Origin of the sequence: Myceligenerans pegani (assembly GCF_014892515.1) — a bacterium.
GTDB lineage: Bacteria > Actinomycetota > Actinomycetes > Actinomycetales > Cellulomonadaceae > Myceligenerans > Myceligenerans pegani.
The window spans coordinates 31,017-57,333 of the sequence record NZ_JADBGR010000102.1; the positions used below are offsets into that span (position 1 = coordinate 31,017).

The 26,317-nt window shown below is 71.0% G+C and carries 22 protein-coding genes; 10 read left to right on the forward strand and 12 right to left on the reverse strand.

Annotated features, from left to right (window positions below; translation table 11 throughout):
- Positions 1-5: 5 nt before the first annotated feature.
- Positions 6-2,318, reverse strand: a complete 2,313-nt coding sequence (locus tag IIE03_RS17685; protein WP_192864082.1) for a DUF6049 family protein — start codon at positions 2,316-2,318, stop codon at positions 6-8.
- Entirely contained in the window at positions 2,315-2,959 is a 645-nt protein-coding gene (locus IIE03_RS17690) for an NUDIX hydrolase (protein ID WP_192864083.1), read from the reverse strand. The genes IIE03_RS17685 and IIE03_RS17690 overlap by 4 nt, the downstream gene beginning before the upstream one ends.
- A gap of 117 nt (positions 2,960-3,076) precedes the next feature.
- On the opposite strand from IIE03_RS17690, the gene IIE03_RS17695 reads away from it, so the two are divergent.
- Positions 3,077-4,534: a CCA tRNA nucleotidyltransferase gene (locus IIE03_RS17695; RefSeq protein WP_318843051.1), complete on the forward strand. Its 1,458-nt coding sequence runs from the start codon at positions 3,077-3,079 to the stop codon at positions 4,532-4,534.
- A 117-nt stretch (positions 4,535-4,651) separates the two neighbouring features.
- Here IIE03_RS17695 and IIE03_RS17700 read toward each other — a convergent pair whose 3' ends face one another.
- The 10 genes from IIE03_RS17700 to IIE03_RS17745 form a co-directional block, all read right to left on the reverse strand.
- Positions 4,652-5,602, reverse strand: coding sequence for a ribose-phosphate diphosphokinase (locus IIE03_RS17700; protein ID WP_192864084.1), 951 nt, complete (start codon positions 5,600-5,602; stop codon positions 4,652-4,654).
- 192 nt (positions 5,603-5,794) lie between these two features.
- Positions 5,795-7,321 carry an MDR family MFS transporter gene (locus IIE03_RS17705; RefSeq protein ID WP_192864085.1) on the reverse strand — a complete coding sequence of 509 codons (1,527 nt, stop codon included), beginning with the start codon at positions 7,319-7,321 and terminating at the stop codon, positions 5,795-5,797.
- Between the two features lie 262 nt (positions 7,322-7,583).
- A complete protein-coding gene (locus tag IIE03_RS26815; protein WP_192864086.1) occupies positions 7,584-8,936 on the reverse strand; it encodes a M23 family metallopeptidase in 1,353 nt (450 codons plus the stop codon).
- The gene (locus tag IIE03_RS17715; protein WP_192864087.1) at positions 8,903-9,526 is read right to left on the reverse strand and encodes a hypothetical protein; all 624 of its coding nucleotides are present in this window, start codon (positions 9,524-9,526) and stop codon (positions 8,903-8,905) included. Before IIE03_RS17715 ends, IIE03_RS26815 begins: the two co-directional genes overlap by 34 nt.
- Entirely contained in the window at positions 9,526-11,592 is a 2,067-nt protein-coding gene (locus IIE03_RS17720; protein ID WP_192864088.1) for a hypothetical protein, read from the reverse strand. Before IIE03_RS17720 ends, IIE03_RS17715 begins: the two co-directional genes overlap by 1 nt.
- On the reverse strand, positions 11,589-15,428 hold the full coding sequence (locus IIE03_RS17725; protein WP_192864089.1) for an ATP-binding protein: 3,840 nt from the start codon (positions 15,426-15,428) through the stop codon (positions 11,589-11,591). Before IIE03_RS17725 ends, IIE03_RS17720 begins: the two co-directional genes overlap by 4 nt.
- Positions 15,428-16,042 (reverse strand): hypothetical protein, encoded by a 615-nt coding sequence (locus IIE03_RS17730; protein ID WP_192864090.1) that lies wholly within the window; start codon positions 16,040-16,042, stop codon positions 15,428-15,430. The genes IIE03_RS17725 and IIE03_RS17730 overlap by 1 nt, the downstream gene beginning before the upstream one ends.
- 27 nt (positions 16,043-16,069) lie before the next feature.
- Entirely contained in the window at positions 16,070-16,387 is a 318-nt protein-coding gene (locus IIE03_RS17735; protein ID WP_192864091.1) for a hypothetical protein, read from the reverse strand.
- Between the two features lie 13 nt (positions 16,388-16,400).
- On the reverse strand, positions 16,401-17,618 hold the full coding sequence (locus IIE03_RS17740; RefSeq protein ID WP_192864092.1) for a conjugal transfer protein: 1,218 nt from the start codon (positions 17,616-17,618) through the stop codon (positions 16,401-16,403).
- The gene (locus tag IIE03_RS17745; protein ID WP_192864093.1) at positions 17,615-17,890 is read right to left on the reverse strand and encodes a hypothetical protein; all 276 of its coding nucleotides are present in this window, start codon (positions 17,888-17,890) and stop codon (positions 17,615-17,617) included. The genes IIE03_RS17740 and IIE03_RS17745 overlap by 4 nt, the downstream gene beginning before the upstream one ends.
- Before the next feature lie 244 nt (positions 17,891-18,134).
- On the opposite strand from IIE03_RS17745, the gene IIE03_RS17750 reads away from it, so the two are divergent.
- The 9 genes from IIE03_RS17750 (at position 18,135) to IIE03_RS17790 (ending at position 26,316) form a co-directional block, all read left to right on the forward strand.
- The gene (locus tag IIE03_RS17750; protein ID WP_192864094.1) at positions 18,135-19,046 is read left to right on the forward strand and encodes a sigma factor; all 912 of its coding nucleotides are present in this window, start codon (positions 18,135-18,137) and stop codon (positions 19,044-19,046) included.
- A 351-nt stretch (positions 19,047-19,397) separates the two neighbouring features.
- A complete protein-coding gene (locus IIE03_RS17755) occupies positions 19,398-20,348 on the forward strand; it encodes an SAF domain-containing protein (RefSeq protein ID WP_193107590.1) in 951 nt (316 codons plus the stop codon).
- 4 nt (positions 20,349-20,352) lie between these two features.
- Entirely contained in the window at positions 20,353-21,192 is an 840-nt protein-coding gene (locus IIE03_RS17760) for a hypothetical protein (RefSeq protein WP_192864096.1), read from the forward strand.
- Complete coding sequence (locus tag IIE03_RS17765) at positions 21,189-23,024, forward strand: CpaF family protein (RefSeq protein ID WP_192864097.1); 1,836 nt, start codon at positions 21,189-21,191, stop codon at positions 23,022-23,024. Before IIE03_RS17760 ends, IIE03_RS17765 begins: the two co-directional genes overlap by 4 nt.
- A gap of 37 nt (positions 23,025-23,061) precedes the next feature.
- Complete coding sequence (locus IIE03_RS17770) at positions 23,062-23,946, forward strand: type II secretion system F family protein (protein WP_192864098.1); 885 nt, start codon at positions 23,062-23,064, stop codon at positions 23,944-23,946.
- Positions 23,946-24,884 carry a hypothetical protein gene (locus IIE03_RS17775; protein WP_192864099.1) on the forward strand — a complete coding sequence of 313 codons (939 nt, stop codon included), beginning with the start codon at positions 23,946-23,948 and terminating at the stop codon, positions 24,882-24,884. The genes IIE03_RS17770 and IIE03_RS17775 overlap by 1 nt, the downstream gene beginning before the upstream one ends.
- Positions 24,885-25,045: 161 nt before the next feature.
- Entirely contained in the window at positions 25,046-25,354 is a 309-nt protein-coding gene (locus tag IIE03_RS17780) for a hypothetical protein (protein ID WP_192864100.1), read from the forward strand.
- Positions 25,355-25,390: 36 nt separating this feature from the next.
- Positions 25,391-25,789: a TadE family protein gene (locus IIE03_RS17785; protein ID WP_318843052.1), complete on the forward strand. Its 399-nt coding sequence runs from the start codon at positions 25,391-25,393 to the stop codon at positions 25,787-25,789.
- Entirely contained in the window at positions 25,786-26,316 is a 531-nt protein-coding gene (locus tag IIE03_RS17790; protein WP_192864102.1) for a TadE/TadG family type IV pilus assembly protein, read from the forward strand. Before IIE03_RS17785 ends, IIE03_RS17790 begins: the two co-directional genes overlap by 4 nt.
- The last annotated feature ends 1 nt before the right edge of the window (position 26,317 follow it).

Below are 26,317 nucleotides of genomic sequence, written 5' to 3' on the forward strand. Positions count from 1 at the left end.
GCGTGTCATTCCGTCCGCCGCGCGGCAGCTGCCGCCGTCGTCGGCCCGGCCGCGTCCGTGGACCCGGCCGTGGCTTCGATCTCACCGGTCGCTGCCTCGACGTCCTCGACCGTGGCGCGGTTCGGGGAACGTCCGCGCCGTACGGTACGCCAGATTCCTGCCAGGAACAGCAGCCCGACCAGCCCTGCCGCGATCCAGGTGCCGACTTCCTCCCATCCCGCGCGCACCCGCACCTCGAACGAGGTGTCCGAGCCGAGCCGCACGCCGGACGGTGCGACGAGTTCGGCGGTCACCGTGACGTCGCCGGAGCCGATCGCCTCGACCGGGATCGGCAGATCCATCTCCTTGCCCGACGGGATCGTCCCGCTGACGGGGTGTTCCACCGTGAGCCGGGGGTTGTCGGGGCGCAGCCGGACCGTGACCGTCACGGCGGTGTCCAGCCCGTTGCGCACGCGAATCGGGAGGTTGCCGCGATCGGAGATCAGGTTGATCCCCTCGCGAGGGATGACAGCGACGGCGTCGAGTACGTCCTGCGTGTAGGCGATGCCCTCGTCGACCGCCACCTGCCGCTGCTCGGGGTCGGCGCGGTAGGCCACCGACAACGGGGTGACCAGGTGCCACAGCGAGTTCTGGCGGAGTTCGGCCGGGTCGTCCGCGATGGAGGAGAAGTCGATGATCCCGGTGCGGGTCTCGTCGATGCGGGCGACCTCGTGGGCGGCGAGATCCCGCTTGGCCGGCTCGTCGTACGGCAGCGGCGTGCGGGCGACCGGGGAGGCGTCAGAGGCGAGGAGCTCGTCCAGCGGAGCCGGCTCCACCCAGGCGGCGTCGTTCAGGACACCGAGTATCGCGTCCACGGCGCCGGCGTCCGGATACCAGGAGCGGTCCAGCGCGACCAGGGCGTGCGGTGGGTCGGCCGACTGCGCGACGATCGCCGACGTCTCGGCGAGCATCCGCTGCGCGGCCGCGGCACTCGTGAGCACGGGCGTGGTGGTGCGGCTGGCCTCGCCCGCGCCGGAGTCGTCCGCCTCCGTCGACTCGGCCGCCCGGAGTGCGGGGGCCAGGTCCGTCCCGTCGGTGAAAACGCGGGTCAGCGTCGCGTCGGCGACGGCGGTCCGCGCCGTGCCCTCCTTGAGGTCCACGTCCGCGCGGCTCTCCGCGACGCCCAGCGTCGTGGGCGCGAAAGTGCCGTTCGCGAGGATCACGTTCGGTCGGTCCGCGTAGGTGGCGCCCGCCACGGTGACGCGATCCGCGACTCCGCGTGCGGGCCAGGCCAGGCCTTCGCCCCACGACTTGGGGACCTTCCAGCCGTCGATCACCGGTGTGTTGAGGAAACCACGCATGCGGCCCCGTGAGACGTCGGCATGCGTGAGCGCGCCGATGTCCGGGTCCCAGGCGGGAAGCGCGAACGTGCTGGTCGCTTCGGTGGCGTCGAGGAAGTCGGAACCCCACAGCCGCAGTTGGTCGTCCTCGGCGGACACCGCGAGGCCCATCACGTTGGGGTCGACCGCCAGTGAGACGTCGCCGGTCCGCGCGACCCGGAGCATCTGGTCGAGCCGGCCCTCCTCGGCGGCCTCCTGCGCCAGCCGGAGCTGGGCGCCCTCGAGATCGGCAGGGTCGACGATTCCCGTCGTCACGGGGGCGGCGACGGTGAGTCGCATCGGGGCCTGCCCGGCGCGCGTCACGCCGTCGTCGTACATGAGGAACGTGCGCAGCACGCCCACGCGGGCCGATGCGTCGTGAATCTCGACGGACAACTCGCGCGGACCCCAGCCCTGCAACGTGTACACGGCGGTCGGGAACGTGAGCTGGAGGCTCGTCGACTGCCCGGGGCCGAGCCTGCCGAGGTCCCGCCCGGAAGGACCGCTGGTCCCGACGCGGTCGGTGAGCGCCAGGGACTCCCACGCCGACAACATCGAGCGCTGCGTGAGCGCGGCGGCGTTGACGGCGACCCGCGCGGTCAGTCCCTCGAGGGCCTGGTCCGTGGTGTTGGTGACCCGGACGGCGATCCGCACCTCGTCACCCGGCCGGGCCACGGTGGGGGAGACGGAGTCGAGGTCGACCGTGACCGGGGCGACGACGTCGTTCGCCCGATCACGGACGACGGCGAACGTGGTGCCCCTGGTGGACGAGGCCGCCGTGGTCACCGGGGCGGAGGCAGCCGTGGTCCGCGGGGCCCCCGCGGTGGCGACAGGGCTCGCCGCGGCGGCGCCGGAGATCGCGCTCGCGGGCAGGAAGCCGCCCAGGAGCGTGAGGCACGTGGTGAGGATTCCTGCGGTGGTGCGGGCGCGACGCCGCCGGGCACCGTGATGCTGCGTCATGGGTGGTCTGGAGTCTCCAGGTGGGACATGCCGGATCGCAGAGCCGCGAGCAACTCGGGCGACGACCCCAGACGCTCGGCGGCGACGGCGGCCAGTCGCTGCTCGTTCGGGTAGGAAAGCTTGCTCGGGAGGTCGTCCATGCCGACCCAGATGACGTCCTCGGCCTCACCGTCGGGATCGCCCTCCACGGTGAGCGAGCCGCCGTCGGCGCGCAGCAGGAAGTGGTGCACCACCTTGTGCACACGACGGTCCTCACCGGTGAACCAGTAGTCGATGACGCCGAGGTCGACCTGGATCGAGCCGCGGATGCCAGTCTCCTCGCGGATCTCGCGGATCGCAGCCTCCTCCGGGGTCTCGCGGCCCTCGAGGTGCCCCTTCGGGAGACACCACTCGATCCGGCCGCTGCGATTGCGGCGCAGGAGGACAGCGGCGTCGAACCCGGTGGGAGTGGCCGCGAGGCCCGGAGTCGGGCGGAGGACGAGTCCGCCGGCAGACGTCTCGTCCACGACGGGGAGGTGTGCGGTGGCGGCGGGCGCCATGACGAGACGAGAGGGATCCACCCGGAGCGGTGCCCCACCGGGGGGCGTGGGCACCTCGGGGCGACCGATGGGTCGATCGCCGGCCGGTGCTGGGGTGGACATGCCCCAACACTACCGACTGCGCGGACCGTTCCCGATCACACGCACCGCGGTCTTCGGCGGTCCGCCATCTCCGTGGGAGACGTCGCGGGCGCGGCGGGTCTGGGAGAATCGGTGCTCGTGTCAACCCCTTCTGGTGCCAAGCCCGAGCTGGATCTCCTGCGCCGCGCACTCGGCGTGCTGACCGAGATGGCCCCGGCCGCGACCGATCTCGGAGAGGTGTTCCGCGCCGCGGGACACGAGCTCGCGCTGGTCGGTGGCCCGGTGCGGGACGCGTTCCTCGGCCGCGCGAGCAACGATCTCGACTTCGCGACGTCCGCGACGCCCGACGAGACGCAACGCCTCCTCGCCGCCTGGGGCGACGCGCACTGGGACATCGGCAAGGAGTTCGGCACCATCGGCGCGCGCAAGGGTGATGTCGTCGTCGAGGTGACCACCTACCGGACGGACCGGTACGACCCCGAGTCGCGGAAGCCCCTCGTCGAGTTCGGCGACTCGCTCGACGGCGATCTCTCGCGACGAGACTTCACGGTGAACGCGATGGCCGTGCGCCTACCCGAGCTCACCTTCGTGGATCCGTTCGACGGACTCACCGATCTGGCGCGCAAGGTGCTCCGCACGCCGATCGCGCCGGAACGGTCGTTCGACGACGATCCGCTGCGGATGATGCGGGCCGCGCGGTTCGCGGCCCAGCTGTCGTTTCACGTGGAACATGGGACGCTCGCGGCGCTGGTCGCGATGGCCGCGCGGATCGAGATCGTCTCGGCCGAGCGGGTGCAGGCGGAGCTGAGCAAGTTGGCGACGTCGCCGAATCCGCGCGCCGGGCTCGAAGTGCTCGTCGACACCGGACTCGCCGACCACGTGCTGCCCGAACTCCCCGCGCTGCAACTGGAGATCGACGAGCACCACCGGCACAAGGACGTCTACGAGCACTCGCTGATCGTGCTCGACCAGGCGATCGCCCAGGAGACCGGGCCGGACGGGCCCGTACCCGCGCCGGACCTGGTGCTGCGCCTGGCCGCGTTGCTGCACGACGTCGGCAAGCCGGCCACCCGCAGGTTCGAGCCGGGCGGGGGAGTGTCCTTCCATCACCACGAGGTCGTCGGCGCGAAGCTGGTCTCGAAGCGGCTGCGCGCCCTGAAGTACGAGAAGCAGGTGGTGAAGGACGTCGCGCGGCTTGTGGAACTCCATCTCAGGTTCCACGGGTACGGGGACGGGGAATGGACCGACTCCGCCGTGCGCCGGTACGTGACCGACGCGGGTCCGCTGCTCGAGCGCCTGCACCGGCTGACCCGCGCCGACTGCACCACCCGGAACCGGCGTAAGGCACAACGGCTGTCCGATGCCTACACCCACCTCGAGAAGCGCATCGAGGCCCTCCGAGAGCAGGAGGAGATCGACGCGATCCGGCCGGATCTCGACGGAAACCGGATCATGGAGATCCTCGGCATCGGCCCCGGCCGCGAGGTGGGGCAGGCCTACAAGCACCTGCTGGGCCTCCGGATGGAGCACGGACCGCTGGGCGAGGCCGCCGCGACCGAGGAGCTCAAGAAGTGGTGGGCCGACCGGGAGTCCTGACAGTGTTCTCCGGAGCCGCCGGGTTCGGCACCGCGGGCGTTCGTGTATCGCGTCCTGGGCCCCCGCCACCATTCCGGCGGCCCGGGATCGCGAGGCACGGGCTGTGGAACGCCCGGTTCAGACGTGCGTGGGGTCGAAGAGGGCACTGACGGACTCACCGGAGTGGATCCGGCGCACGGCCTCGGCGAAGGCCGACGCCACGCTGATCACCGTGAGCTTGTCGTGGGCCATGAGCTCCGTGGACGGGACCGTGTCGGTGGTGACGATCTCGACGACGTCCGGGTCGGCCGCGATCCGGTAGAGAGCATCGCCCGCGAAGATGCCGTGCGTACACGCGATGCGCACCGAGCGGGCGCCGTGCTCCCGGAGAAGATCCATGAGGGCTGCGATCGTGGTGCCGCCGGCGACCTCGTCGTCGAGCACGATGATGTCGCGTCCGCCGACATCGCCGATCAGCGACGTGATCTCGACGCGGTTGTCGTTGAAGCGTTCCTTCGCCGCCGCCGCGACCGGGACGCCGAGCATCTTCGCGAAGGTGCTCGCCGGCTTCGCGTTGCCGAGATCGGGTGAGACGACCGTCGTCTTCGACAGGTCGTTCGACGTGAAGTGGGACGCCAGCTCACGCAGCGCGTTGAGCTGGTCCGTCGGGACACGGAAGAAGGCGTGCACCTGCGGCGCGTGCAGCGTCATGGTGAGGATGCGCCCGGCGCCCGCCGTCTCCAGCAGGTCCGCGACGAGGCGCCCCCCGATGGAGATGCGCGGCGCGTCCTTCTTGTCCGACCGCGCGTAGGCGAAGTGCGGCATGACCGCCGTGATGCGCTGCGCCGAGGCTCCCTTCGCGGCGTCGATCATGAGCAGCAGCTCCATCAGGTTCTCCTGCGTCGGAGTGATGACGGGCTGCACGAGGAAGACGTCGCGCTCGCGGCAGTTCTCCATGAGCTGTGCCTGGAGGCAATCGTTGGCGAACCGGGTGATCTCCGCTGGGCTCAAGGGCACGCCGAGGTCAGCGCACATCTTCTGAGCGAAGCGCTGACCTGCGGAACCGGCGAAGACCCGAACTTCGGCCATGGACGCAGTGTAGGCGCGACCATGACCTCACGCCCAGCCTTGTCGGGACCTCGAACGAAAACGCGCGGCGCGGTGCCTGCTCGAGGCAGGCGCCGCGCCGCTCTGGCCCTGCCGAGCGCCGCTCCGACACACGGCGTGCGCAGTAGGGTGCGTCCGGACCGGCGTCCCGTTGCGGATGCCGGAAACCCGGGGTCAGTGACTCGGCCCGCCCTCGACCCTCTTGATGCGGGTGGCCAGGAAGATGGCCGTGGCCACGACGATCGCGCCGACCGTGAAGGAGAGGCGCGCGCCGCCCGTGAGTGCCGCGGCCTCGGAGGCACCGCCATCCTCCATCGCCGTCGAGCGGATCGTCATGAGCGCGACGAACAGCGCGATCCCCGCGGCCCCGGCGACCTGCTGCACCGTGTTGATCATGGCGGATCCGTGCGAGTAGAGGTGCAACTCGAGGTCACCCATCGCGGAGCTGAACAGCGGAGTGAAGGTGAAGCTCAGGCCCACCATCAGCACCAGCTGTGCCAGGACGATGAGCCACAGCGGCGTTCCCAGGTTGATGGTCGCCAACAGGATCACCGAGGCCGTAACGCCGATGAGCCCGGGAACCATGAGGGGACGCGGGCCGACCTTGTCGTAGAGGCGGCCCACCACCGGCCCCAGGAGACCCATGGCCAGACCGCCCGGGAGGACGACGAGCCCCGCCAAGGTCGGCGAGTAGCCCATCGCGTCCTGCAGCACGAGCGGCAGGAGGATCATCGCTCCGAACATCGCGACCATGGAGATGGCCATGATGCCGACAGCGAGCCGGAAGTTCCCCGAGCGGAACGTCCGCAGGTCGAGCAGAGCCGTGTCGGTGCGCTGGCGGGACAGCTGGCGCCAGATGAAGGCACCGAGCATCACCACGCCGACGACCAGCGGTACATAGGGGCTGACGACGGACGCTTCGTTCGCCGACTCCCCGAGCTGCGAGAGTCCCCACACGATGCCACCGAACGCGAGGAGCGAAAGCAGGATCGACAGCGGGTCGATCGTCTGGGACTCCTTCTCTGCCACATCGCGGACCCACAGGATTCCGGCTGCCAGGGCGAGAGCGGCGACCGGGGTGACGACACCGAACACCGCACGCCATCCGGCAAGGTCGACGACCACACCGGACATGAGCGGACCGGTGGCGGGGGCCAGAGCAATGACGAGCGTGATGTTTCCCATGACCTTGCCGCGGATCTGCGGCGGCACGATCGTCATGATCGTGGTCATGAGCAGGGGCATCATGATCCCGGTGCCCATCGCCTGCACGACGCGGGCGGTGACGAGTATCCCGAAGGTGGGCGCGAGCGCTCCCAGCAGGGTCCCCGCGGTGAAGATGGACATCGCGAGGATGTACGCGCTGCGGGTGCCGAGCCGGTTGATCAGATATCCCGTGGCGGGGATCACCACGGCCATGGTCAGCATGAAGGCCGTGGTGAGCCACTGGCCCGTGGTCTCGGTGATGGTCAGATCCGTCATGATCGAGGGCAGCGCGATCGTCATCGTGGTCTCGTTGAGGATCACGGTGAAGGCGGACACCATCAGCAGTGCGATGACGCGGAAGTGCGCCGGCGCGAGCTTCGTCGCGGCTCCGGTCTCCGGCGCTGGTGCGGCCACCTGGTCCGGGCGGTCCACGGCGTCCTCGCCCTCGGGTACGGCGGCGGGATTGTCGTCGATCGTATCGGTTCGTGTACTCATGTCGGGGTCCCTCTCCGGAGCAGTGCGGGGGCCGAGACCGCGAGCACCCTTGCACACGACCTACGTCACTACGACGCACGTTCATGGTCGGGTATTCCCTCCCACGAGCGCGACCTGTTTATGGAGACGTCTGCCACGAGCAGAACTCATCGGTCGCGCGCAAGAGGTTCCGCCGCGCCGGGACGCGGCTACGGCGACTCCGCCGCTGCGGGACACGGCACCCATGCGACCCGAGGCGTCGCGGCGCCCGCCGGCCGGAGGATCAGGGCGCCGCCTGGGCCGGGTCGGTGCCTTCGTCACCCGGTTCCATCGGTTCCGGTACCTGCGCGGGAGCCGCGGTCCCGAGCGTCACGCCTTGCTGTGCCATGAACGGCTCGGGATCCACGGCCTGCGCGTTCATCCGTACCTCGAAGTGGAGGTGGCAACCGGACGAGGTGCCCGCACCGGCCGGGTCGACCCGTGAGTCACCGCCCATCGACGCGATCTGCTGCCCTGCCTCGACGATGTCCCCGACGGACACGAGGTTCGTCCCCGTCAGCAGGTGCCCGTAGGTCGTGTCCAGGCCGAGCCCGTGCTCGATGCGGATGGTGTTCCCCGTGCCCCAGCCCGTCCCGCCGGAGATCACGACACGGCCCGTGGCCGCCGCGTACACCGGCGTTCCACAGGCCGCCGCGATGTCCTGTCCCTGATGGAACCGTGACGCTCCCGCGATGCCGGTGTTCCGTGGGCCGTAGCCCGACGCCTTCGTGCCCACCGCGGGATTCGCCCACCCACCGGCGCTCACCGCGGCCCGACCGATCGCCCCGGTGAGGCACGGCGCCCCCGGTGAGGCCCCCTGGATCGACGCGGACAACGCCTCGAGATCCTGTTCGTCCGCGCCGCTGACCAGCCGCATCACCTGCAGCGCGCGGTCCCAGTAGCTGGCGTAGTGGTACGGGTCGGCGTTCCGCTGCGCCTTGTGCGCGGCGATGGTCGGTTCCATCGCCTGCCAGCCCTCGACCGCGAGCAGCCGGTCGTAGAAGCGGCCCGACGACGCCACGGGGTCCAGTCGCTCCTCGACCGTCCCGAACCACTTCTGCTCCTGGAACATCCCGATCGACGAGGTCAGGGAGCCGTCGGGGTTCCGTACGCCGAATCGGTCGTCGCCGTAGGTCAGGTTTCGCATGCCCGACTCGCCGAGGGCCGTCATCAGGGCGATCGCCTGTGCTTTCGCCGGCACTCCGCGCTCGGCGCCGACCTGGACGATCACCGTTCCGTTCTGCAGTTGCTCCGCGGTGAAGCCGCCGGCAGCCTGCTGGGCACCGTCTCCAGCGGCCACCACGACCGACCCCGAGACCCCGCACCCGGAGCCGCCGGTCATGGACTGCTGCCCGCCGATCATTCCCGCGACCAGCACCACCATCCCGACCAGCGCCGCCGGCAGCGCGAGCGTCGCCACTCCCAGCACGGCGAGCACGAGCAGCGCTCGTCTCGTGTGGTCGTCCTTCTTCGGACCCCGGCCCGGCGTCGCCGCCCGCCTCGCAGCCCTGCCCAGCGCCCTCGCCGCGAGCCGGCCGCCCTGCCTCGCCAGCCGCGACCCGCTCACGACGGTGGCCTGATCTGCTCCGTGAGCCACGGCGAGCCGCCGTCCGCCCGGACGAGCATCACGGTGTAGGCGCCGACGTCCGTGGGCACGGTGACCTCCGTGAGGAGTGTCGAGGACTCGTCGACGACGGACGCGGGGCCGGTCACCTGACGCACCGGCACGTTCCGCGGGTCGACGTCCTCGTACACCACCCGTGCCTGGGGGGTGAGGAGCGGCGAGAGGCCCCGCCACCAGGCCTCGGCGGACTGATCGACGTCGGAGAACGCGGTGACGGCCGCCGTCGCCGCAGAGACCGCGGCCGTCCGGACGTCGTCGTCCCAGGTCGCCTCGACCTGTTCCGTCGGGGCCCCGTCGGCGTCGAACTCGGGCTCCTCCACTACCTCGAGCGCCGGGTCGCCCGGATCGACGTCGCCCTCGGCGACCGCGTCCGTCGGCGGCTCAGCGGAGGGATCGGCGCCCTCCGGGGCGGTCGCCGTGTCCTGCCGGCCGTCCTGCTCGGCGACGTTCCCGGTGTTCTCGATCCCGTCGCTCCGGCCAAGGCCGTCGTCCCGCGGCCAGCCGATCCACGCCGCCACCACGAGGACGACGGCGGTCACCACCACGATCACCACTCTGCGCATCAACGGCCCAGATCTCTCAGGTCACGCGAGCTCGGGTACGACACGACACCGGGAGGGGCACCGCCTTGCCGTGCGCCGCGGCCGCCCAGTCGTCGTTCCAGGTCGGCGCGGCGCTGGTAGTAGTTCGACATGGCGCGCGCACCGCTGCGTACTGCGCTTCCGACCGTTCGGGCGCGTCTGACGAAGCCGAGCGCGCGTGCCCCGCCGACCGCCGCGGCGGACGAACCCCCGCTCGCCGCCGCCGCACCCATCTGCAGGCCGGTACGGGTGACGGTACGGGTCGCGTTCGCCATGCGATCCCTGAGCTTCTCGGACTCCGTACGCGGCGGGGCCTGATCCGTGCGCTTGTCGTGCGCGTTCGCGTCCGACCCCGGCTCCTGCGCTCCGACGACGGCAGGGATCTGCTCCCGGTCCTGCTCGCGCAGGGTGTTCGCGGCGTCGGACCACTCGCCCGCGGCGCGGGCGCTCGTCGTCGCGGGATCGCGGCCGTCCGTGCCGCTCGAGCCGTCGGCGGGGGCCGCCTCCTTGTCGGGTCGGTCCGCCGCCGCTCCGGCCGCTGCGCCCGCGGCCGCCGCGCCGGCTGCCGCGGTGCCGGCCCCTCCGGCACTCAGATCCATGCCGGCAGGGTTCGGGGCCGCGGGGGCGCCGCCGTCGGCACCGGAGCCTCCCGAGTCGCCGCCGGATCCCGCCGCGTCGCTCCCGGACGAGGGTGCGGGCCCGAGGCCGATCCCGGCCCAGTCCTTGGCCTTGTTGTAGCGCTCGGTCCACTTGGCCTGGTTGGCCCACGGCATCGCCTGGGGCTCGCCCACCTGCGACGGGACACCGGCCGTGGCGAGCTTGTCGGCGAGGTTCCGCAGTCCGGCCCGGACGCTCGTGCCCATCAGGACGTAGAACACGGCGCCGGCCACGACGAGCGTGTTGAACAGGTACAGACGAACCAGGAACGGCATGCCGTCGGTCGCGTCGTAGAACCCGAGCAGCATCTGCATCCACGCGACGAGGAACATCGTCGCCATCGCCACGAGGATGCAGCCCAGCCCGATGCTCGCGAAGGTGCGGAACAGCTGGGCGCGGGTGCCGCTGGAGACCACTCCGACGGGCAGCTGCCACAGCAGCTTGATCGCCGACCAGCCCAGCAGCACGACGGCGAACAGCGTTCCGCCCACGATCACGACGCTCAGGAGCAGGAACACGAAGCCGGTGCTCAGCAGGCTCAGCGTCGAGACCACCTTCGGGGCGTCGATCTGCTGGGCCGACTCGGCATACCTGTCGTCGCAGCCACCGATGCGCTCGACGGCGTCGTCGGTGCCGACGGCGTCGGTGTACGTGCCCTCGCAACGGGTGTCGTCGATCATCGAGCCGTAGTTGATGATCTGGTGCGGCGTGCGGATGAGGGTGTCCACCAGCTGACCCTTGAGGCCGTCACGGATGGCCGCGGTGTCGCGCTCGAACGAGGCGCCCTCGGTGGCGAAGCCGGTGGCGATGTCCATGCCGGCGTCGCGCGACTGCATGATGACGCCGTTCTCGCCCCCGATGGTGCCCATCGGGTTGGCGAGGAAGCCGGTCGCCAGGGCCGCGATGACGCAACCGATGAGGAGTTCCATGAAGCCGCCCGCGTACCGCCCCCTGAGCAGCCAGAACCCGACGACGAACGCCAGGATGATCAGGGTCAGGCTCAGCAGTCCGATCTGGGCGATCATCGACTGCACGATGAGGCTCAGGCCGGCGAGCGGGGACAGCACGTAGTCCAGCCAGTCCATGCCCAGCACCCAGTCCAGCACCCAGATCTGGACCGCGACGATGTCGCGGTACCAGGACCAGAACATCCCGGCGAGCGTCGAGAAGATCTCGGAGTCGACGTTCATCGGATTCCACGCCGGCCCGGTGTCCCACTGCAGGACGAAGCGATCGGTGGAAACGCCGCTCGTGTCCTCGAGGTGAAGTCCGGAGATGCCCGCAGAGCCGGCGTCGTCGGCCTCCTCGGCGAAGCGGAGAGCGGAGCCGACGCCCCCGGTCCCGAGGTGGCCGGATCTGTGCACGGCGGCGTCGATGAGAGCCCCGATCATGAGCGGACCACCGTTCCCGTCGAACTGGTGGGCGTGGTCTTGACGGTCTCCGCGCGGTTCTCGACGAGCGGCGCCATGACCTTGGCACGGCCGTAGCGCGCCTGGAAGTCGCGCACGAGGCACTCGCCCCGGCGTTCCTCGGGCACTCCGACGGCCGCGTCCATGACGGGGGCGGTGCCCTCGGTGATGAGTTTGACGAGCTGAGGATCCACGGGGGAGTCCGACGGGAGTCCGTGCAACCAGCGCAGGCCGCGGCGCGCGAGGTTCTCGTCGCGGTGGCGCAGGAGGACCCGGAACGGGATGAGCCCGCGCACGACCTCGTTCCCGAAGTCCTCCTCGGCGTCGTGGCTACCCAGGAGGAGGGCAGCCTTGTGCTTGCGTCCGTCGCGGATGAACATGCCGATCTCCTCCGCCGCCTCCGGCGACGACATGGTCTTGGCGGCCTCGTCCGCCGCGAAGATGTCGAGCCGCGTGCGATCGGCGAAGCAGCGGTAGCGGGCGAGCGCCGCGATGAGCGCGAACGCGGCGCGGCCGAACACCTTCTCGGCCTTCAGCTCGGCGAACAGGTGTCCGTGCTCGAGGTCGGCCTTGGACGGCAGCTGCATCTTGTGCGTGTGCAGCACGATGGCCGGAGCCGTGAGGTCGACCGGTGGCACGCCGTCGTCGAACACCGCCCTGCCGAAGTCGAGCTCGGAGAAGATGCGCATCTCGTCGGCCAGCAGCCGGGCGCCGGGGAGCTCGCACTCCGTCTCGAGGTGCCGGGCCAGCGAGCCGAGCGACGTGACCCCGTGCCGGGCCATGTAACCAGGCTGAAGCACCTTGGACAGCAAGACGTTCTGTTCCGACTTGGTCTGCACGCTGAGCAGCACGGTGAGGAACGAGCGGGTGATCCGTGGTGCCTGGGCCGACGGGAGGATTCGCAACGGGTCGAGCGAGCGTTGCGCGTCCTCGGCGATCTCCACGACCTGGGAACCGGGGATCTCCGACACGGCGATGCCCCACTCGCCCATGTCGGTGTGGTCGACCGCCATCAGGGTGGCGCCGCGGTCCACGTTGTCCATCGCCACTGACTTCATGGAGACGGAGTTGTGCGTCGGGATCATGGACTCACCCGCGAGGAACAGGTGTGACTCGGACGCCACCCGGATGCACCGGACCGGCACGGAGGCGACGCGACGGATCTCCTTGACGTAGCGGTAGGGGTCCCGCGCCGCGTCGGCCGATGCGGTTCGCTCCAGCTGGGTCTCGGCCTTGCGTCGGAGCGTGAAGACGTCATCCGTCGTCGTGAATGCCACGGTCCACTTCGGGCCGGTGTCGCGGCCGCTGAGTCGGGCACGGCCCGCACCGAGCACGGCACGATGGCCGAGCGTCAGGGCGAGTTCGAGAACATCTCGCGCGAGACGTGCGTTCGTGTCGGTGAACTCGACCGCGCCCTGTGCCGACACGGCTCCGGCGGAATCCATCAGCCCGGCGAGCAGGGATCTCCGCTGGACCGTCCCGGCACGGAGATACACGGCGGGGATGTGCTTGTTCCGGAGGACCCCCAGCGCGCCGAGCCGCCCGGTCAGCGACGAGGCCCGGCGGCACGCCTCGCACCGGCGACCGGTGCTCGTGGTGGCCATCGTCGTGCCGCACCGGGCGCACGGAAGGGGTGCCAGCGGGGCGATGCCGGCCCGCTGGCCGACGGCGGCGCACGCCTTGCCGCAGTAGCGGCGCTGTTCGTACCGGGCGGTGTAGACGCTGCCGCAGTGAAGACAAGCGCGCTCCTCGGGCACGAACGCGTCGTCGGTCTCGTGGGGGAGCGCGACGGCGTAGTCGTGCTCGCCCTTCAGCTTCGTGACCTCGTATCCGCACATCTCGACGATCGAGAGCGCCTCGGGATCCGCCGTGGTGACGTGAGACCTCGACGAGTTGCCGTTCCCGAGCCACAGCCCGAGGTAGTAGGGGTGCACCGGCAGATCGGCCGGCGGAAGGTCCAGGGCCGCGGCAACCGGGATCGCGTGGTTGAGCTGCTTTCCTGCCACGAGCGAGTAGCGCAGTTGTTCCGTCGTCGCGACCGTCCCGTGCTCGAACCAGCCAGGGCCGCTCGGGCCGGGGGTGACGTCGGACAACTCGACGGTGGGATCACCCGCCTGCCTGCGCCTGCCGTTCAGCCTGGCCTGGCGGTCACGGGCCGTACGAGGCACTGTCGTCCAGAGGTGGTCGGCGTCGGCGACGATCGTCGAGCCGTCCGAGAACTCGACCTCGTAGCAGGTGCGGTTCTGCATCACCGGTGAGACGCCGACGACGTCGGTGGGCGTCCCGTTCTCGTCGAGCACGCGGTCGCCGGGAGCCAGCTCACCCATCGTGGTCCACCCGCTCGGCGTGGGGATCGGGGTGTCGAGGGCCAGCGCCTTGCCCGCCCCCAGCTCTCCCACGAAGCCCATCGCGAGGGCGACGTCGAGCTTGTCGGATGCGCCGCCCAGGTTGACGAAGACGGGGTTCGGCCGCGAGGCACCGTTGCTGATCTCCAGGGCGAACAACGATCCGGAGTTGTCGCCGAGGTCCGTCGTCGCGAACGGAACGGCCGCGGCGAACGAGCGTGCCGTCGTGATCTGCGAGTACTCCCGCACGGCGCGCGGGGTCGGCATACCTGGCAGGGTCGCGTCGAAGAGGGCCGCCTGGACCGTCGGGTCGTTGCGGAGCTTGAACTGCATGGCCGCGAAGTACTTGGTGAGGTCCCGGGCATCGTCGAGCACCTGCTCCGGATCCGGGGCCGACACCGTGAACATCGTCGTGGCGTCGACCTCGACCTCGAGCTCGTCGGCGTCCATCACCGCCTGGTACTCGCCCAGGGCGCGAGCGGTGCTGTCCAGCGACGACCCGGCGCGTTCCTCCTCGGAGCGCTGGTCGAACTGGTCGTTCAGGGTACGGACGGCGCGCCGGTTCCGGCCCGTCACCTCTTCGCGGGACCGCACCGTCATCCGGATCGCCCAGTCGCACGGCACGCTCGACTCGTCCACCCGCCCGATCCACTCGCAGCCGGGGTACACGATGCCGCCGGAGGGCGTGTCGCTGACCACGAGCGTGGACTGGTACGACGCGCGGGCCGGGTTCTCCGGGTCGATCACCTTGACGTACGGGCGCTTGAGGATCTGCATCGGCGTCAGCCGTTTGCTCGCGTCGGTCTGCCCGGCGGGGTCGATCAGCGCCCCCGGCAGCACGGACGACCCGGTCAGGTGCAGCTCCGCGTCCAGCGATCCGTGCACCGGGACGTCCGTGTCGAGGCCCAGGCCGCGCTGCATCGCGTGGCCGAACATCCACGCCATCTCCGCCACCGACGCCGGGCGCGGGTCGAACGCGGACGGCATCTCCTTGCGGAGCAGCTCCGCCTGCGCCGCGCGCTCGCCGATCGCGTGCTTCGACGGCACCGCCCGGGGCAGCATCAGTTGGTCCTTCAGCGCCGACCAGCTCGCCTGCAGCGGCTCCAGGACCGCCTTGGCGCCCGGGTTCGGCAGCGGCGCGGCGATCCAGTGGACTCTCCGGCCGATCTCGATGTGCTCCAGGAAGTCGAGGGTCGCGTTGCACTCCGCTGCCCACGCCTCGTGCTCGGCCACGTCCACGCCATCGACCATCGCCTCCACCACGGAGACCGGATCCGTCGCCGCGACCAGCCCCAGGTGCAGGGACTCGCCACGCAACGCGCGGTACAGGGCGGTGTGATGCCGCCGCGCGGCGTGTTTCTTGTCGTCGGGTTGGTAGGCGTACGGAATGGGCGACACCCGCCAGACGGCCCACACGGTCCCGGAACGGGTCCACATGAGGCCGTCGGTCAGGGCGGAGATGTGGCTGAGCATCAGCCGTCCTTCCTGCGGAGCTTGCCTGCGAGGAGTTCACCGACGCCGGTCAGGGTTGCGGTGTCCCGGTCGTCGCCGTGCACCAGGTCGGTCGGGGTGAGGGGCGGCAGCGGCATCTCACCGGTGCCCGTGGCGACCTCGCGTCGGTCGACGTCGTCCACCGGCACCAGATCCGCGCCCGTCCAGCCGCGCGTGCGCGCCAGCCGCGCCGCGCGATCGCCGTCGGGCAGCAGCACCATGACCCGGTGGCTGATCGTGCGTGGTCGCTGGACCACGAGACGTCCGCCGGACAGGCGTCCGGGGCTCGTGGTGAGGTTGAGCGCGTCCATCACCCAGGTCGCCGGGTTGCGGCCGGTACTGGGGATCTTGCCGGTGAGCCACACCGTGCCGACCACGATTCCCGCTGCCAGCAGCACGTTCATGAACCCGCCGAGGTGCGCCCACAACGGCGTCGTCTGCCACAGCACGAGGCCCATGAGGAAACCCGCTCCGACCTGCGTGATCGTATACGGACCGCCCCAGATCCGCCCCCCGCTCGGCATCTTCCCCACGAGCATGGGGATGCGCCGGGCCCGGGTGTAGAACTTCGCGGTCTCCAGCTCCGGTTCGTCCACCACTGCCCCCTTCGTGCGTGCGCCGCGTCAGACCGTGGTGGTACTCACGACCGCCGGCATGCTGAACTCGTCGTCCGTCAGTTCCTTGGTGACGTTGATACCACCGTTGACCAGCCAGAGGACGATGCCGCCGACGATCGCCGACATGATGATCGCGGCGATCGACATCTTGGTCTTCACCGCGGTGATGACCACCATGAGGATGACGATCACAAAGGTCACGGACTCGATGGCGACCTTGACCTCCTCGGACTTCACGGTGATCAGATCGAGGAAGCCTCCGCCGCCGGATGTCCGGGCGGCTGTGACCAGTTCCGGGGCAGCGGTCAAGAGCTCTGTGAACATGGTTCCCTCTCCTTTACTCGGTACCGGACTCGCCGGAGCCGGCGACCGGGGTCTCGGTGCGGACGGCCTGGTCCAGGCCGGATACCTCCCAGCGTCCGTCCCGCGCGACGAGCGTCAGGACGTACTGGGCGGTGGTCTTCTCCCCGTCGGGACGGGTCAGCTCGGCGGTGACGAGGGCGTGCGTGCCGTCGCCGTCGGGCGGGTTGTCGGAGATCTCGTGCGAACCGCCGATCGAGGTCACGGACACGGCCGTGTACGGCGGCGGCGTCACCGGCTGGATCGTCGTACCGGGCCGCAGGTAGCGGGTGATCTCGCCCTCGCCCGCCACCAGCGCCCCGAGGAACGCAGCAACGGACTCCCCGGCGTCGGACGTGGTGGCGATCGTGCGCGGGTAGTCGAGGCCCGGCGCATCGGCCGCCGCAGGCCCCGGAACCGGGGACGGCAGCGCCAGAGCGGCCACCGCGAGCGGCTCGTCCTCGTCCGCGGGGCGCTGCACGGTCACGGGCACCTGGAAGTACCGGCGCACCCACACGAGTACGGGTTCGGTGGTCTCCGACGCCTCGCCGGAGCCGTTGCCGGATCCGTCGCCGTCGGCGGAGGACTCGTCCTGTCCTGACCCGTCGTCCGCGGCCGGCACGGTCGTACCGGGCGCGGGTTCCGCGACGTCCACGCCGACCGTGATCATCCAGGTCGTTCCCGTGGGACCCGGATCGCCCGCGGCCACCGCCGCGACCGAGCTGTCCCGGATCGTGAGACCGGTGGCGGGCAGGGTTCCCACCGAAGCCTCCGTCAGCGAAGCCACCAGCGCCTGGTCGTCCCTGTCCGCCCGGAGCCACGTCTCCGTCAGTTCCACGGCGCGCTCGGCAGCGGCGGCCGACGCCGCCTGATCGGCCGAGGTCGTGCCGGACGCGACGGGGACGGGTTCGGGCCGGAGTACCGCCCACACGAGCGCGACCGGACCGGAGGCCAGTGCCAGCACGAGCAGTGCGGTCCATGCCTTCGAGGCGAGCGCCGGACCCTGGGACCACTCCACGACCTGCGGCGGCGCGGAGTCGCCGGCCGCGCGCGCCGGGTTCCCGCTCGGCGTCGGGCCGCCCACTTGCCAGGGATTGCCCGACGGCGGCGCGCCGGCGTCCTCCGCGGCGCGCTGGGGATGCGCCGGGAGGGCCGAGGGGGACGCCGTGCGCTTCTTGTTGCTCTTGCCGCGTCGCCCGGTCAGGAGCGAACTCATCGCGTGCGCACCTCGTCGGGCAGTCCGTTCGAGAGGTCGCGGGACAGCCGGGCACGAGCGGCCCGCGCGCTGCGGGTGCGGGGATTCTCCAGGGCGTCCGCGATCCTGTGCGCGGTGTCGTCGTTGCCGAGGGGATCCTGCGTGAGGGCGGCCACCAGCGCGTCGATGACCGGCTTGACCTCTCCGCGGACGGCGTGCACCTCGGCCGTGTCACGCAGGAGCTCCATCGTCACGTCGTCGTGGTGGAGCTCGGGGGTGGGTTCTTTGCTCATCGTGCTTCTCCCAGTCACCGGTGCGGTCCGTCTTTCCTGCTGTCGGTCGTCACCCCGAACAAATGGGCTACCAGGGGTTCGTGTGACCCGGAGATTGCCGATCAAGGAGCAAATGTGACCTAGATCACACCAAGTGTAAATCTGCGGGCAACAGTAGCGGGCAACAGTCCTCGGCTGCACTGGGCGGCAGGCGCTGACCAGCGCTCCGGCACCGCGCCGTCCTGACGACCGAGGAGTCACGTCCATGCCAGGCACGTCTTCAGCTGCCTCCGGCACGCTCATGACCGAGCTCGATCACGACTGGGCCGACCTCGTGGCGACCCGATCCTTCGCCGATGAGATCGACCGCTTCAGCCGTCGCTTCCCGCAACTCTCCGGGCTGGCCGACGGTCGCCCCGTCCGGTTCACCTCGGACGAGGCCGACACGGTGCTGCACGCGCTCCTGGTCGAGCACGCGCGGGGAAGCTTCGCCGCCGGCCGGGCGGTGCTGCAGTGCATGCTCCCGGCGGTGCGCTCCATCGTGCGCCGGTCACGCCGCCACTACAGCGACGTGCAGGACCTGGAGCAGGAAGCGGCCGCCGCGATGTGGGACGCGATCTGCCACTACGACCTCGCTCGCGCGGACAAGGTGGCGATGCGGTTGCAGGGTCACACGCTCACCCGGGTGGTCGGGGACCAGGCGCCGTTCGCGCGCGGTACCCGGGCGAGCAGGGCGCCGCACGTCGAGGAGATCCCCACGGACGCGGCGGTGCTGCCGCATCTCGAGCGCCACGAGCCGGAGGAACAGGGGCACGCTGCGGTGTATTCGCTGGCCAGCGCGTCGCTCGGGACGACCGGCGAGGTGCTCGACGTGATCGCGTGGGGGATCGACGTCCGCGTTATCACAAGAGAAGAAGCGTCCCTCCTCGCCCGCGTCTACGCTCCAGACCCAGAGCTGCCCGAGTACGCCGAACTTGGCGCGGGGAGAGGTACATACCAGAAGCGAGTTGCCGACGAGCTCGGCATCTCGCACGCCACACTTCGCCAGCGCGCGAGCCGAGCGGTTCGCCGACTGGCCGAAGCCGTCCGCACCGGGGGTCTGTCTGGGGGATCACCGGACGGGCGGAAGGACGAGGGCCGTGGAACGGCATCGGGAGAACCACTGGGGGGTGCGTGACTCTCGGGGGTTTCCACACCAGCCCCGTCCCTTGGCATGGGGGGTCGTCCGCCTCCAGTCGGCGGCCCCCCATGTCGTGTCCGATCGGCTCCCGCCGAGTCCGATCGCTCGTCGCCCCGTTCGAGCGGCGGCGGTCAAATCGGCGCAGAGCGGGTGAACTTCCTTCGCGCCGTGTTTGCCCAGGTCAACGCCACTGCTGAGGTTTACTCGACGTCCAGGGCTTCTCCACAGCATGTGAACTTCCGTTGACCTTCCCTTGCCCCGAGTCATCCGGCTACCGTTCAACCTGCCGGGTTCGCCCGCGTGCATCAGGATTGCCTGCGGGAGTACATGACCGGGAGGGGACGGCAAGTGAGCAGTGACACGAGCGTCGGTGCGAGACGCACCGGCGCAGGCGGGGGCACGATCCCGCCCGCGACCGGCAAGGATGCGCGCGTTGTGGGCCCGAAGGCCCCTGCGCCCCCGAAACCGACCCGCGCCCGTCGCCGCCCCGCCGTCATTGCGCTGGGCCTCGCCCTGGTCGCGGTCGGCATCCTCGCGTCCGTCTCCCTGACCACCATGCTCGGGCAGACGCGCCAGGTGCTGGCCGTCACGCGCGACATCGACCGCGGGGAGCAGATCACCGCGAGCGACCTCGCCCCCGTCGACCTGCCGACCGGCCCCACCCTGCTGGAGCCGGTGGACGCGTCGGCGCTCGAGGATGTCGCCGGGCAGTTCGCCGATGTCAATCTGCTCGAAGGTTCGCTGCTCACCGCCGGCAGCTACGTGACAGAGCTGGAGCCCGCCGCAGGCAGGTCCATCGTCGGTATCGCGCTCAGCCCCCACCAGATGCCCGCGGGCACGACGCTGCACGCGGGCGACCCGGTCCGCATCATCGAGACACCGGTCAGTGGTGGCGACGCGCCCGTCGAGGAACCGTTCGCGATCCCCGCCGTCGTCGTCTCCCTCGAAAGGGCTGACGTCGGTGACCAGACCGTCGTCGACGTCGAGGTGGCGCGCAACCAGGCGGCGGCGCTCGCCGCGCGAGCCGCGACCGGACGGGTGGCGCTCGTCCTGGACGCAGCGGCGTCCGAAGGAGAAGCCGCGCCTGGTGGAGACGCCGCGACCGGTGGCGATGCTGCGACGGGCGGGAACTCCCAGTCCGGTGGGAACTCCCAGTCCGGTGGGAACTCCCAGACCGGCGGGAACTCCCAGACCGGCGGGAACTCCCAGACCGGCGGGAACTCCCAGACCGGCGGGAACCCCGGGAACGGCGACACCGGCGCGGGGAACGGCGGAGCCTCGACCGACGGGAACGGGTGATCCCGTGGCCCTCGTCGCACTCGCGAACGCGAAGGGCTCGCCGGGCACCACCACGACAGCGCTCGTGCTCGCGATCTCCTGGCCTCGGCCGGTCCTGCTCGTCGAGGCGGATCTCGCCGGCGCGTCGATCCTCGCGGGGTACTTCCGGGGACAGCTCGCGCACGACCGCGGACTGAGCCAGCTCGCCATCGCGCACAGTCACGGGGAGCTCGAGACCGCCCTGTGGGACCAGACCCTCACGCTCGTCCAGCACAACCAGGACAAGAAGCTGCTGCCGGGCATCGTGTCCCCGCACCTGGCCCCGTCGGTGGCGAACCTCTGGGGTGCGCTCGCGAATCAGCTCGTCGCACTGGAGCGTGGCGGGATGGACGTGATCGTGGATCTCGGACGCCTTGGGCCCACGGGCCGCGACGACCGGGAGCCGCTCCTGCGTCTCGCCGATCAGGTCGTGCTCACGACGGGCTCGCGCCTGCCCGACATCGCGGTCAGCCGCGAACTCGTCCGGTCGCGCATGTCAGTGGTCGAGGCCGCGGCCCGTGACCTGACGAACCTCGCGACCCTGACGATCGGCCCAGGGCGCCCGTACGACGCGAAGGAGATCGCCAGGACGCTCGGCCTCGGGTCCGTCGGGTCGATCGCGTGGGACCCGGTGAACGCCGAGGTGCTGTCGGTCGGATCGCCGACGGGTCGCAAGTGGGGATCGTCGGCGCTGGTCCGCAGCGCGGGTCCCGTAATCACGGCGATCCAGGAGCGCACCGCCACGCGACGGGAACGCTTCTCCACCAGCGCGCCCGCACGCGGCGCGTCGGCCGGCAACGGTGCGATCGGGGGGGCTGGGCGATGAGCAGGAAGCGCGACGATCTGGAAGGACTGCCGATCTTCGGCGGCGAAGGGCCCCGGCGGGCCCGGCAGCCGGAGGCGGAGGGGCGCCCGACGGGGTCCGCGGAACCGGCGCACGACGGCGTCCCGGCACCTCGCGGCGCATCGTCACCCGCCGCCGGTCTGAGCGGAGCGGTGGGTGCGGTCGCCGCGGGTCGTCGTCCGGCACCCCCGGCAGCTCGCCCGGCCGACGTGCAACCGGGCGACCGCCGCCTGGCTGCCGGTCCCTGGACCGGCGCCATCCCGACCACGATCCGGCCGGTCGCCCCGCCCGACGCCCGCCCGTCGGGCGGCCCGGGTGGCGTGCCGGGCGCAGCGCCTCCCGGTCCCGCCTCGCAACGCGGACCGGACGGCGGGCGGAGAGGGGAGCCGTCCGCCCCGGCGGCCGGGGACGGAGCGGATGCCTGGGTCGCGGGCGGACGCCAGGTACGGACGCTGGAGGCGTCGAACCCCGGCGGGCTGCGGGACTCCGAGTTCTGGCGTCAGGTGAACAGCCTTCGTGGGGAGGTCTCCTCGCGCCTCACCAACGCGCTGGCCGCCCGAGAGCTCGACGAGGAAGAGCGCGAGGCGCTCGGCCAGGAGCTCATCCAGCAGGTGGTCCGGGACCGCACCGACGCGATGCTCTCCGGCGGGCAGCGGCCCTGGACGGCGGAGTACCAGGTCGAGATCACGCGCGCGCTGTTCGATGCGCTGTTCCGGCTCGGCCGCCTGCAGCCGCTGATCGACACGCCGGACGTGGAGAACATCGAGATCACGGGGACGCAGCCGGTCCTCATGCTGATGGGGGACGGCCGACGCGTCTACACCGAGCCCATCGCCGACTCGGACGGCGAGCTGATCGACTTCCTGCAGTTCCTCGCCGCGCGCGATCCGGCGAACGAGCGCTCCTTCACCCGCGCCAACCCGTTTCTCAACCTGGACCTGCCGGGCCGTGTGCGCCTGGCGGCCGTCGGCTGGGTGGTGCCGTCGCCGCGCGTGACGATCCGTCTCCAGCGCCTGCAGTCGGTGGACCTCGACGTGCTGCGGGGGACGGGCACCGTGGACGCGGTTCTGGAGCAGTTCCTCACCGCGGCAGTGCGCGCACGCAAGTCGATCGTCGTCTCGGGTCAGGGCCAGGGCAGCGGGAAGACCACGTTGCTCCGCGCGCTCTGCGCGAGCCTCTCGCCGTGGGAGTCCGTCGCGACGATCGAGACCGACTACGAGCTCTATCTGCACCTCGAGCCGGAGAAGCACCGCCGCGTCGTGGCACTCCGCACCCGTGAGGGGTCCGGCGAGATGAACACGGCGGGCCGCCGGGTCGGCGAGATCGACACGAACATCAACGTCTACGAATCGCTCCGGCACAACATCTCCCGCGTCATCGTCGGCGAGGTGAGGGGACCGGAGATCGTCTCGATGTTCCAGGCGATGCAGATGGGCAACGGCTCGCTGTCCACCGTGCACGCGGACGGCGCCCGCGACGTCGTCGAACGCCTTGTCGGTATGGCGGTGCAGGACAGCACCCTCAGCGAGACGTACGCGTACCGGCAGGTGGCGCAGTCGATCGACCTCATCGTGTTCCTCCGCGTCGACATCGATCCGGCCACGGGGCTGCGCACGCGCTACGTCTCGGAGGTCATCGAGGTGACCCGCGGCGAGGCCGGGAACCCGGTCGCGATCACGGACGTGTTCCGCCCCGGACCGGACGGCCGCGCGGTGCCCGCGCACACGCCGTCGTTCCTCGCGGACCTGGAGGCGGTCGGGTTCGACCCGAACCTGCTCAACTTCCACGAGGGACTCTGGGGGGCGACGCCGTGATCGGGCATGGGGTACGGCGCGAGAAGGGAACCCGCCGATGACCACCTTTCTCGCCATCGCCGCCGGTCTCGCGGTCGGGATCGGCGCGTGGCTCGTCGTCGTCGGGATGCTGAGGCGCGAGGAGACCCCGCGACCGCCGTCGTCCACCACCACGAAGCCCTTCGAGGGCCTGCTGCGCCTGCTCGGACTCGACGAGGGCGGGCCGCTGTACTCGAAGCGCCGGACGGTGCTGGTCAGCGCGGGCGCCGGGTTCGTCGTCGGGATCTTCACCGGTTGGTGGTCGCTGACCGTGATCGTGCCGGTCATGGTGGTGGGGCTGCCGGCCCTGTTCCGGACCACGACGCAGTCGAGCGAGGTCGAGAAGCTGATCGACCTGACCGCGTGGGTGCGCTCGCTGATCGGCGTGCTGAGCGGCGGCGCGGTCGGGCTGGAGCAGGGCATCGCGGCGACGCTGTCGTCGGCGGCGCCGTCCGTGCGGCCGGCGCTCGCGCGGCTGGTCGCACGACTGGAGGCGCGGCAGCCGATCAAGCCCGCGCTGTATCGCTGGGCCGATGAGATGGACGACTACTCGTCGGACATGATCGCCTCCGCGCTCATCCTCGAATCCGCCAACCGCACCGGTGCCGTCGCCCCCGCGCTCAAACAGCTCGCGGAGTCGCTGTCGGCACAGGCGCGGGCCCGGCGGGAGATCGAGACCGAGCGCGCGACCGGCCGGGCGACGGTCCGGTGGGTGACGGTGGTGACGCTCGTCGTGCTGGGTGGCACGGCGATGACCGGATACCTCGACGGGTACGACTCCCCGGTCGGCCAGATCGTGGCCGTCACCCTGTTCGCGGCGTACTGCGCCTGCCTGCTGTGGATGCGCCGGATCTCGATGGGGCAGCCGATCCCGCGGTTCCTGCCGCACGAGGGGGGCGCGTGATGTTCCTCGGCAGCATCTGGCCGTCCGCGATCGCCGGAGCCGTGGCGGGGCTGGGCCTCTGGCTCGTCATCCGCGCGCTCGTGCCGACGCAGCCGGGCCTGCAGTCCGCCCTCGATCGCCTCAGCGGCGAGGACAAGCTCGCCTCGATCGAGGTGTCCGACGACGACGGCTCCGGGCTGAATCGCACGGAACAGGTGACCCAGCGGTTCGGTGCCTGGGCGCAGCGGCGGCTCCCGTTGCCGATGCTCATGCGGGCCGGGCCCAGTGCGGCCGATCTCGATCTCATCGGGAAGACCGCGACCGAGCACTACGGATCCAAGACCCTGGGGGCGGTGGTCGTCCTGGTGGGCGTCCCGTTCATCGGGCTCATGGCCGGGTTGCTCAACCTCGGCCTGCCCGCGGGGCTGCCGTTCGGTGCCGCTCTCGTGCTCGCGATCGGCGCGTGGTTCCTCCCGGACCTGGAAGCCCGGAGCAAGGCGCGCAAGGCCCGGCAGGAGTTCACGCGCGCGGTGTCGACCTACCTGGAACTCCTGGCGATCGAGCGGATCTCCGGTGCCGGCGCGACGCAGGCGACGTTCGCGGCCGCTCAGGTGGCGGAGTCCTGGCCGTTCCGGCGGATCGCCGAGGCGCTCGAGCGCGGGCGCTGGGAGGGTGAGCCGCCGTGGACGGCGCTGCGGGACCTGGGGAAAGAGGTCGAGGTCGACGCGCTGGGTGAGGTGGCGTCGATCGTCGAGCTCGCCGGTACGCAGGGCTCGGCCATTCGTGACCAGCTCCAGTCCAAGGCCGCGGCGATGCGCGACGCGCAGCTCGACGTCGAGCAGCAGATCGCGCACGACGCGACGGTCCGCATGACCGTGCCGGGGACCCTGACGGTGTTCGTCTACTTCATCATGCTGATCTTCCCGATCGGCGTGACGATGTTCGAGCAGCTTCCGTGAGGGCCGGATTCCCGCGGGCGTGACGCCGTCGGCGAACAGCAGGCGACAGTTCGTGGCAAGGACTTCACAGCCGCAGAATTTCGGCGAAGACTCGTGTCGCACGTGTCACACGAACCGGATCTTGCCCATTTGTTGATTCCGAGAGCACCCCAGGAGTTGCCATGTCCACTGAACAGCACCAATCCGGCCGGCCGGTCCACGCGGTCGCGGGCGTCGCCGTCCGGGCGCACCTGCGCGCGAACGGGGCCCGCGGGCTGATGGGCCGCGCCTCCGCACGGCTCGCGGAGCGCGGCTCCGAGCTGCGTACGCGCCTTGCCGCGCGGCGTCAGGGCCTTCCCGAGGACGCGGGCCTCGAGTCGATCGAGGTCGTCGTGCTGTCCGTGGTCGGTCTCGGCATCGCCGTCGGGCTCGGCCTGGCGATCCAGGGGCTCGTGGAGAGCTACATGACCGATCTAGTGCGCGGGGGATGAGTGAGGCAGCGCACACGCCGAGAACCACCCTTTCGCGTGCCGGCCGGGCCGGATGCCGAGAGGGAGCGAGGCGCTGCCTCCATCCAGACGGTGATCACGTACCCCGTGGTGCTCCTGCTCATCTTCGGCATCGTCCAGGGCGTGATCTACTTCCACGCGCAGAACGTGGCGCGCTCGGTGGCGAACGGGGCCGTCCAGGCGGCCCGGCTCGAGAACGGCACGATTGCCGACGGGTACGCCGAGGCGGCTGCGCGACTCGACCGCGGACGGGACGTGTTCGCCTCGGTGGAGGTCTTCGTCGATCGAGACGAGGAGGTCGCGACGGCGACCGTGGAGGGGCTCGCACCGTCGCTGGTTCCGGGGTTCCGAGGGCTACGCGTGGAGCAGACCGCGACCGGTCCCGTCGAGCGCTTCACGCCGGCGGTGGGCCCATGAGCGGTGTCCTCCGGAGCCGCCGGGCGCAGGCCTCGCGGTCGCCTCTGCCTCGCGTTCGCGGGTCCTCGCCGCCGTTCCGGCCGTCCAGGGCCGGTTACCCGCGCGACGACACCGCGGAGCAGGGCAGCGTCGCGATCAACACGGCCGTGATCTTCCCGATGGTCCTGCTCATCGCAATGCTCCTGGTCATGGCCGGCCGGATGGTCCTGGCCCAGGGCGCGGTGCAGTCGGCGGCGAACGAGGCGGCCAGGTCGGCGTCGATCAGTCGCACGGCCGCGACGGCAGAGGTCTCCGCGTCCCAGACCGCGCACTCCACGCTCGACAACTCGGGCATCGCCTGCACCTTCACGAGGGTCGAGCCCGTGCTCGACGCCTTCCTGCTGCCCCTCGGGACCGTGGGCGAGGTGCGGGTCGACGTGGCGTGCGACGTCCCGCTCGCGGATCTCGGCCTTCCGGGAGCCCCGGGTACCTGGAGGATGCACGCGACGGGGACGTCGGTGCTGGACGCCTACCGGGGAAGGGGCTGAC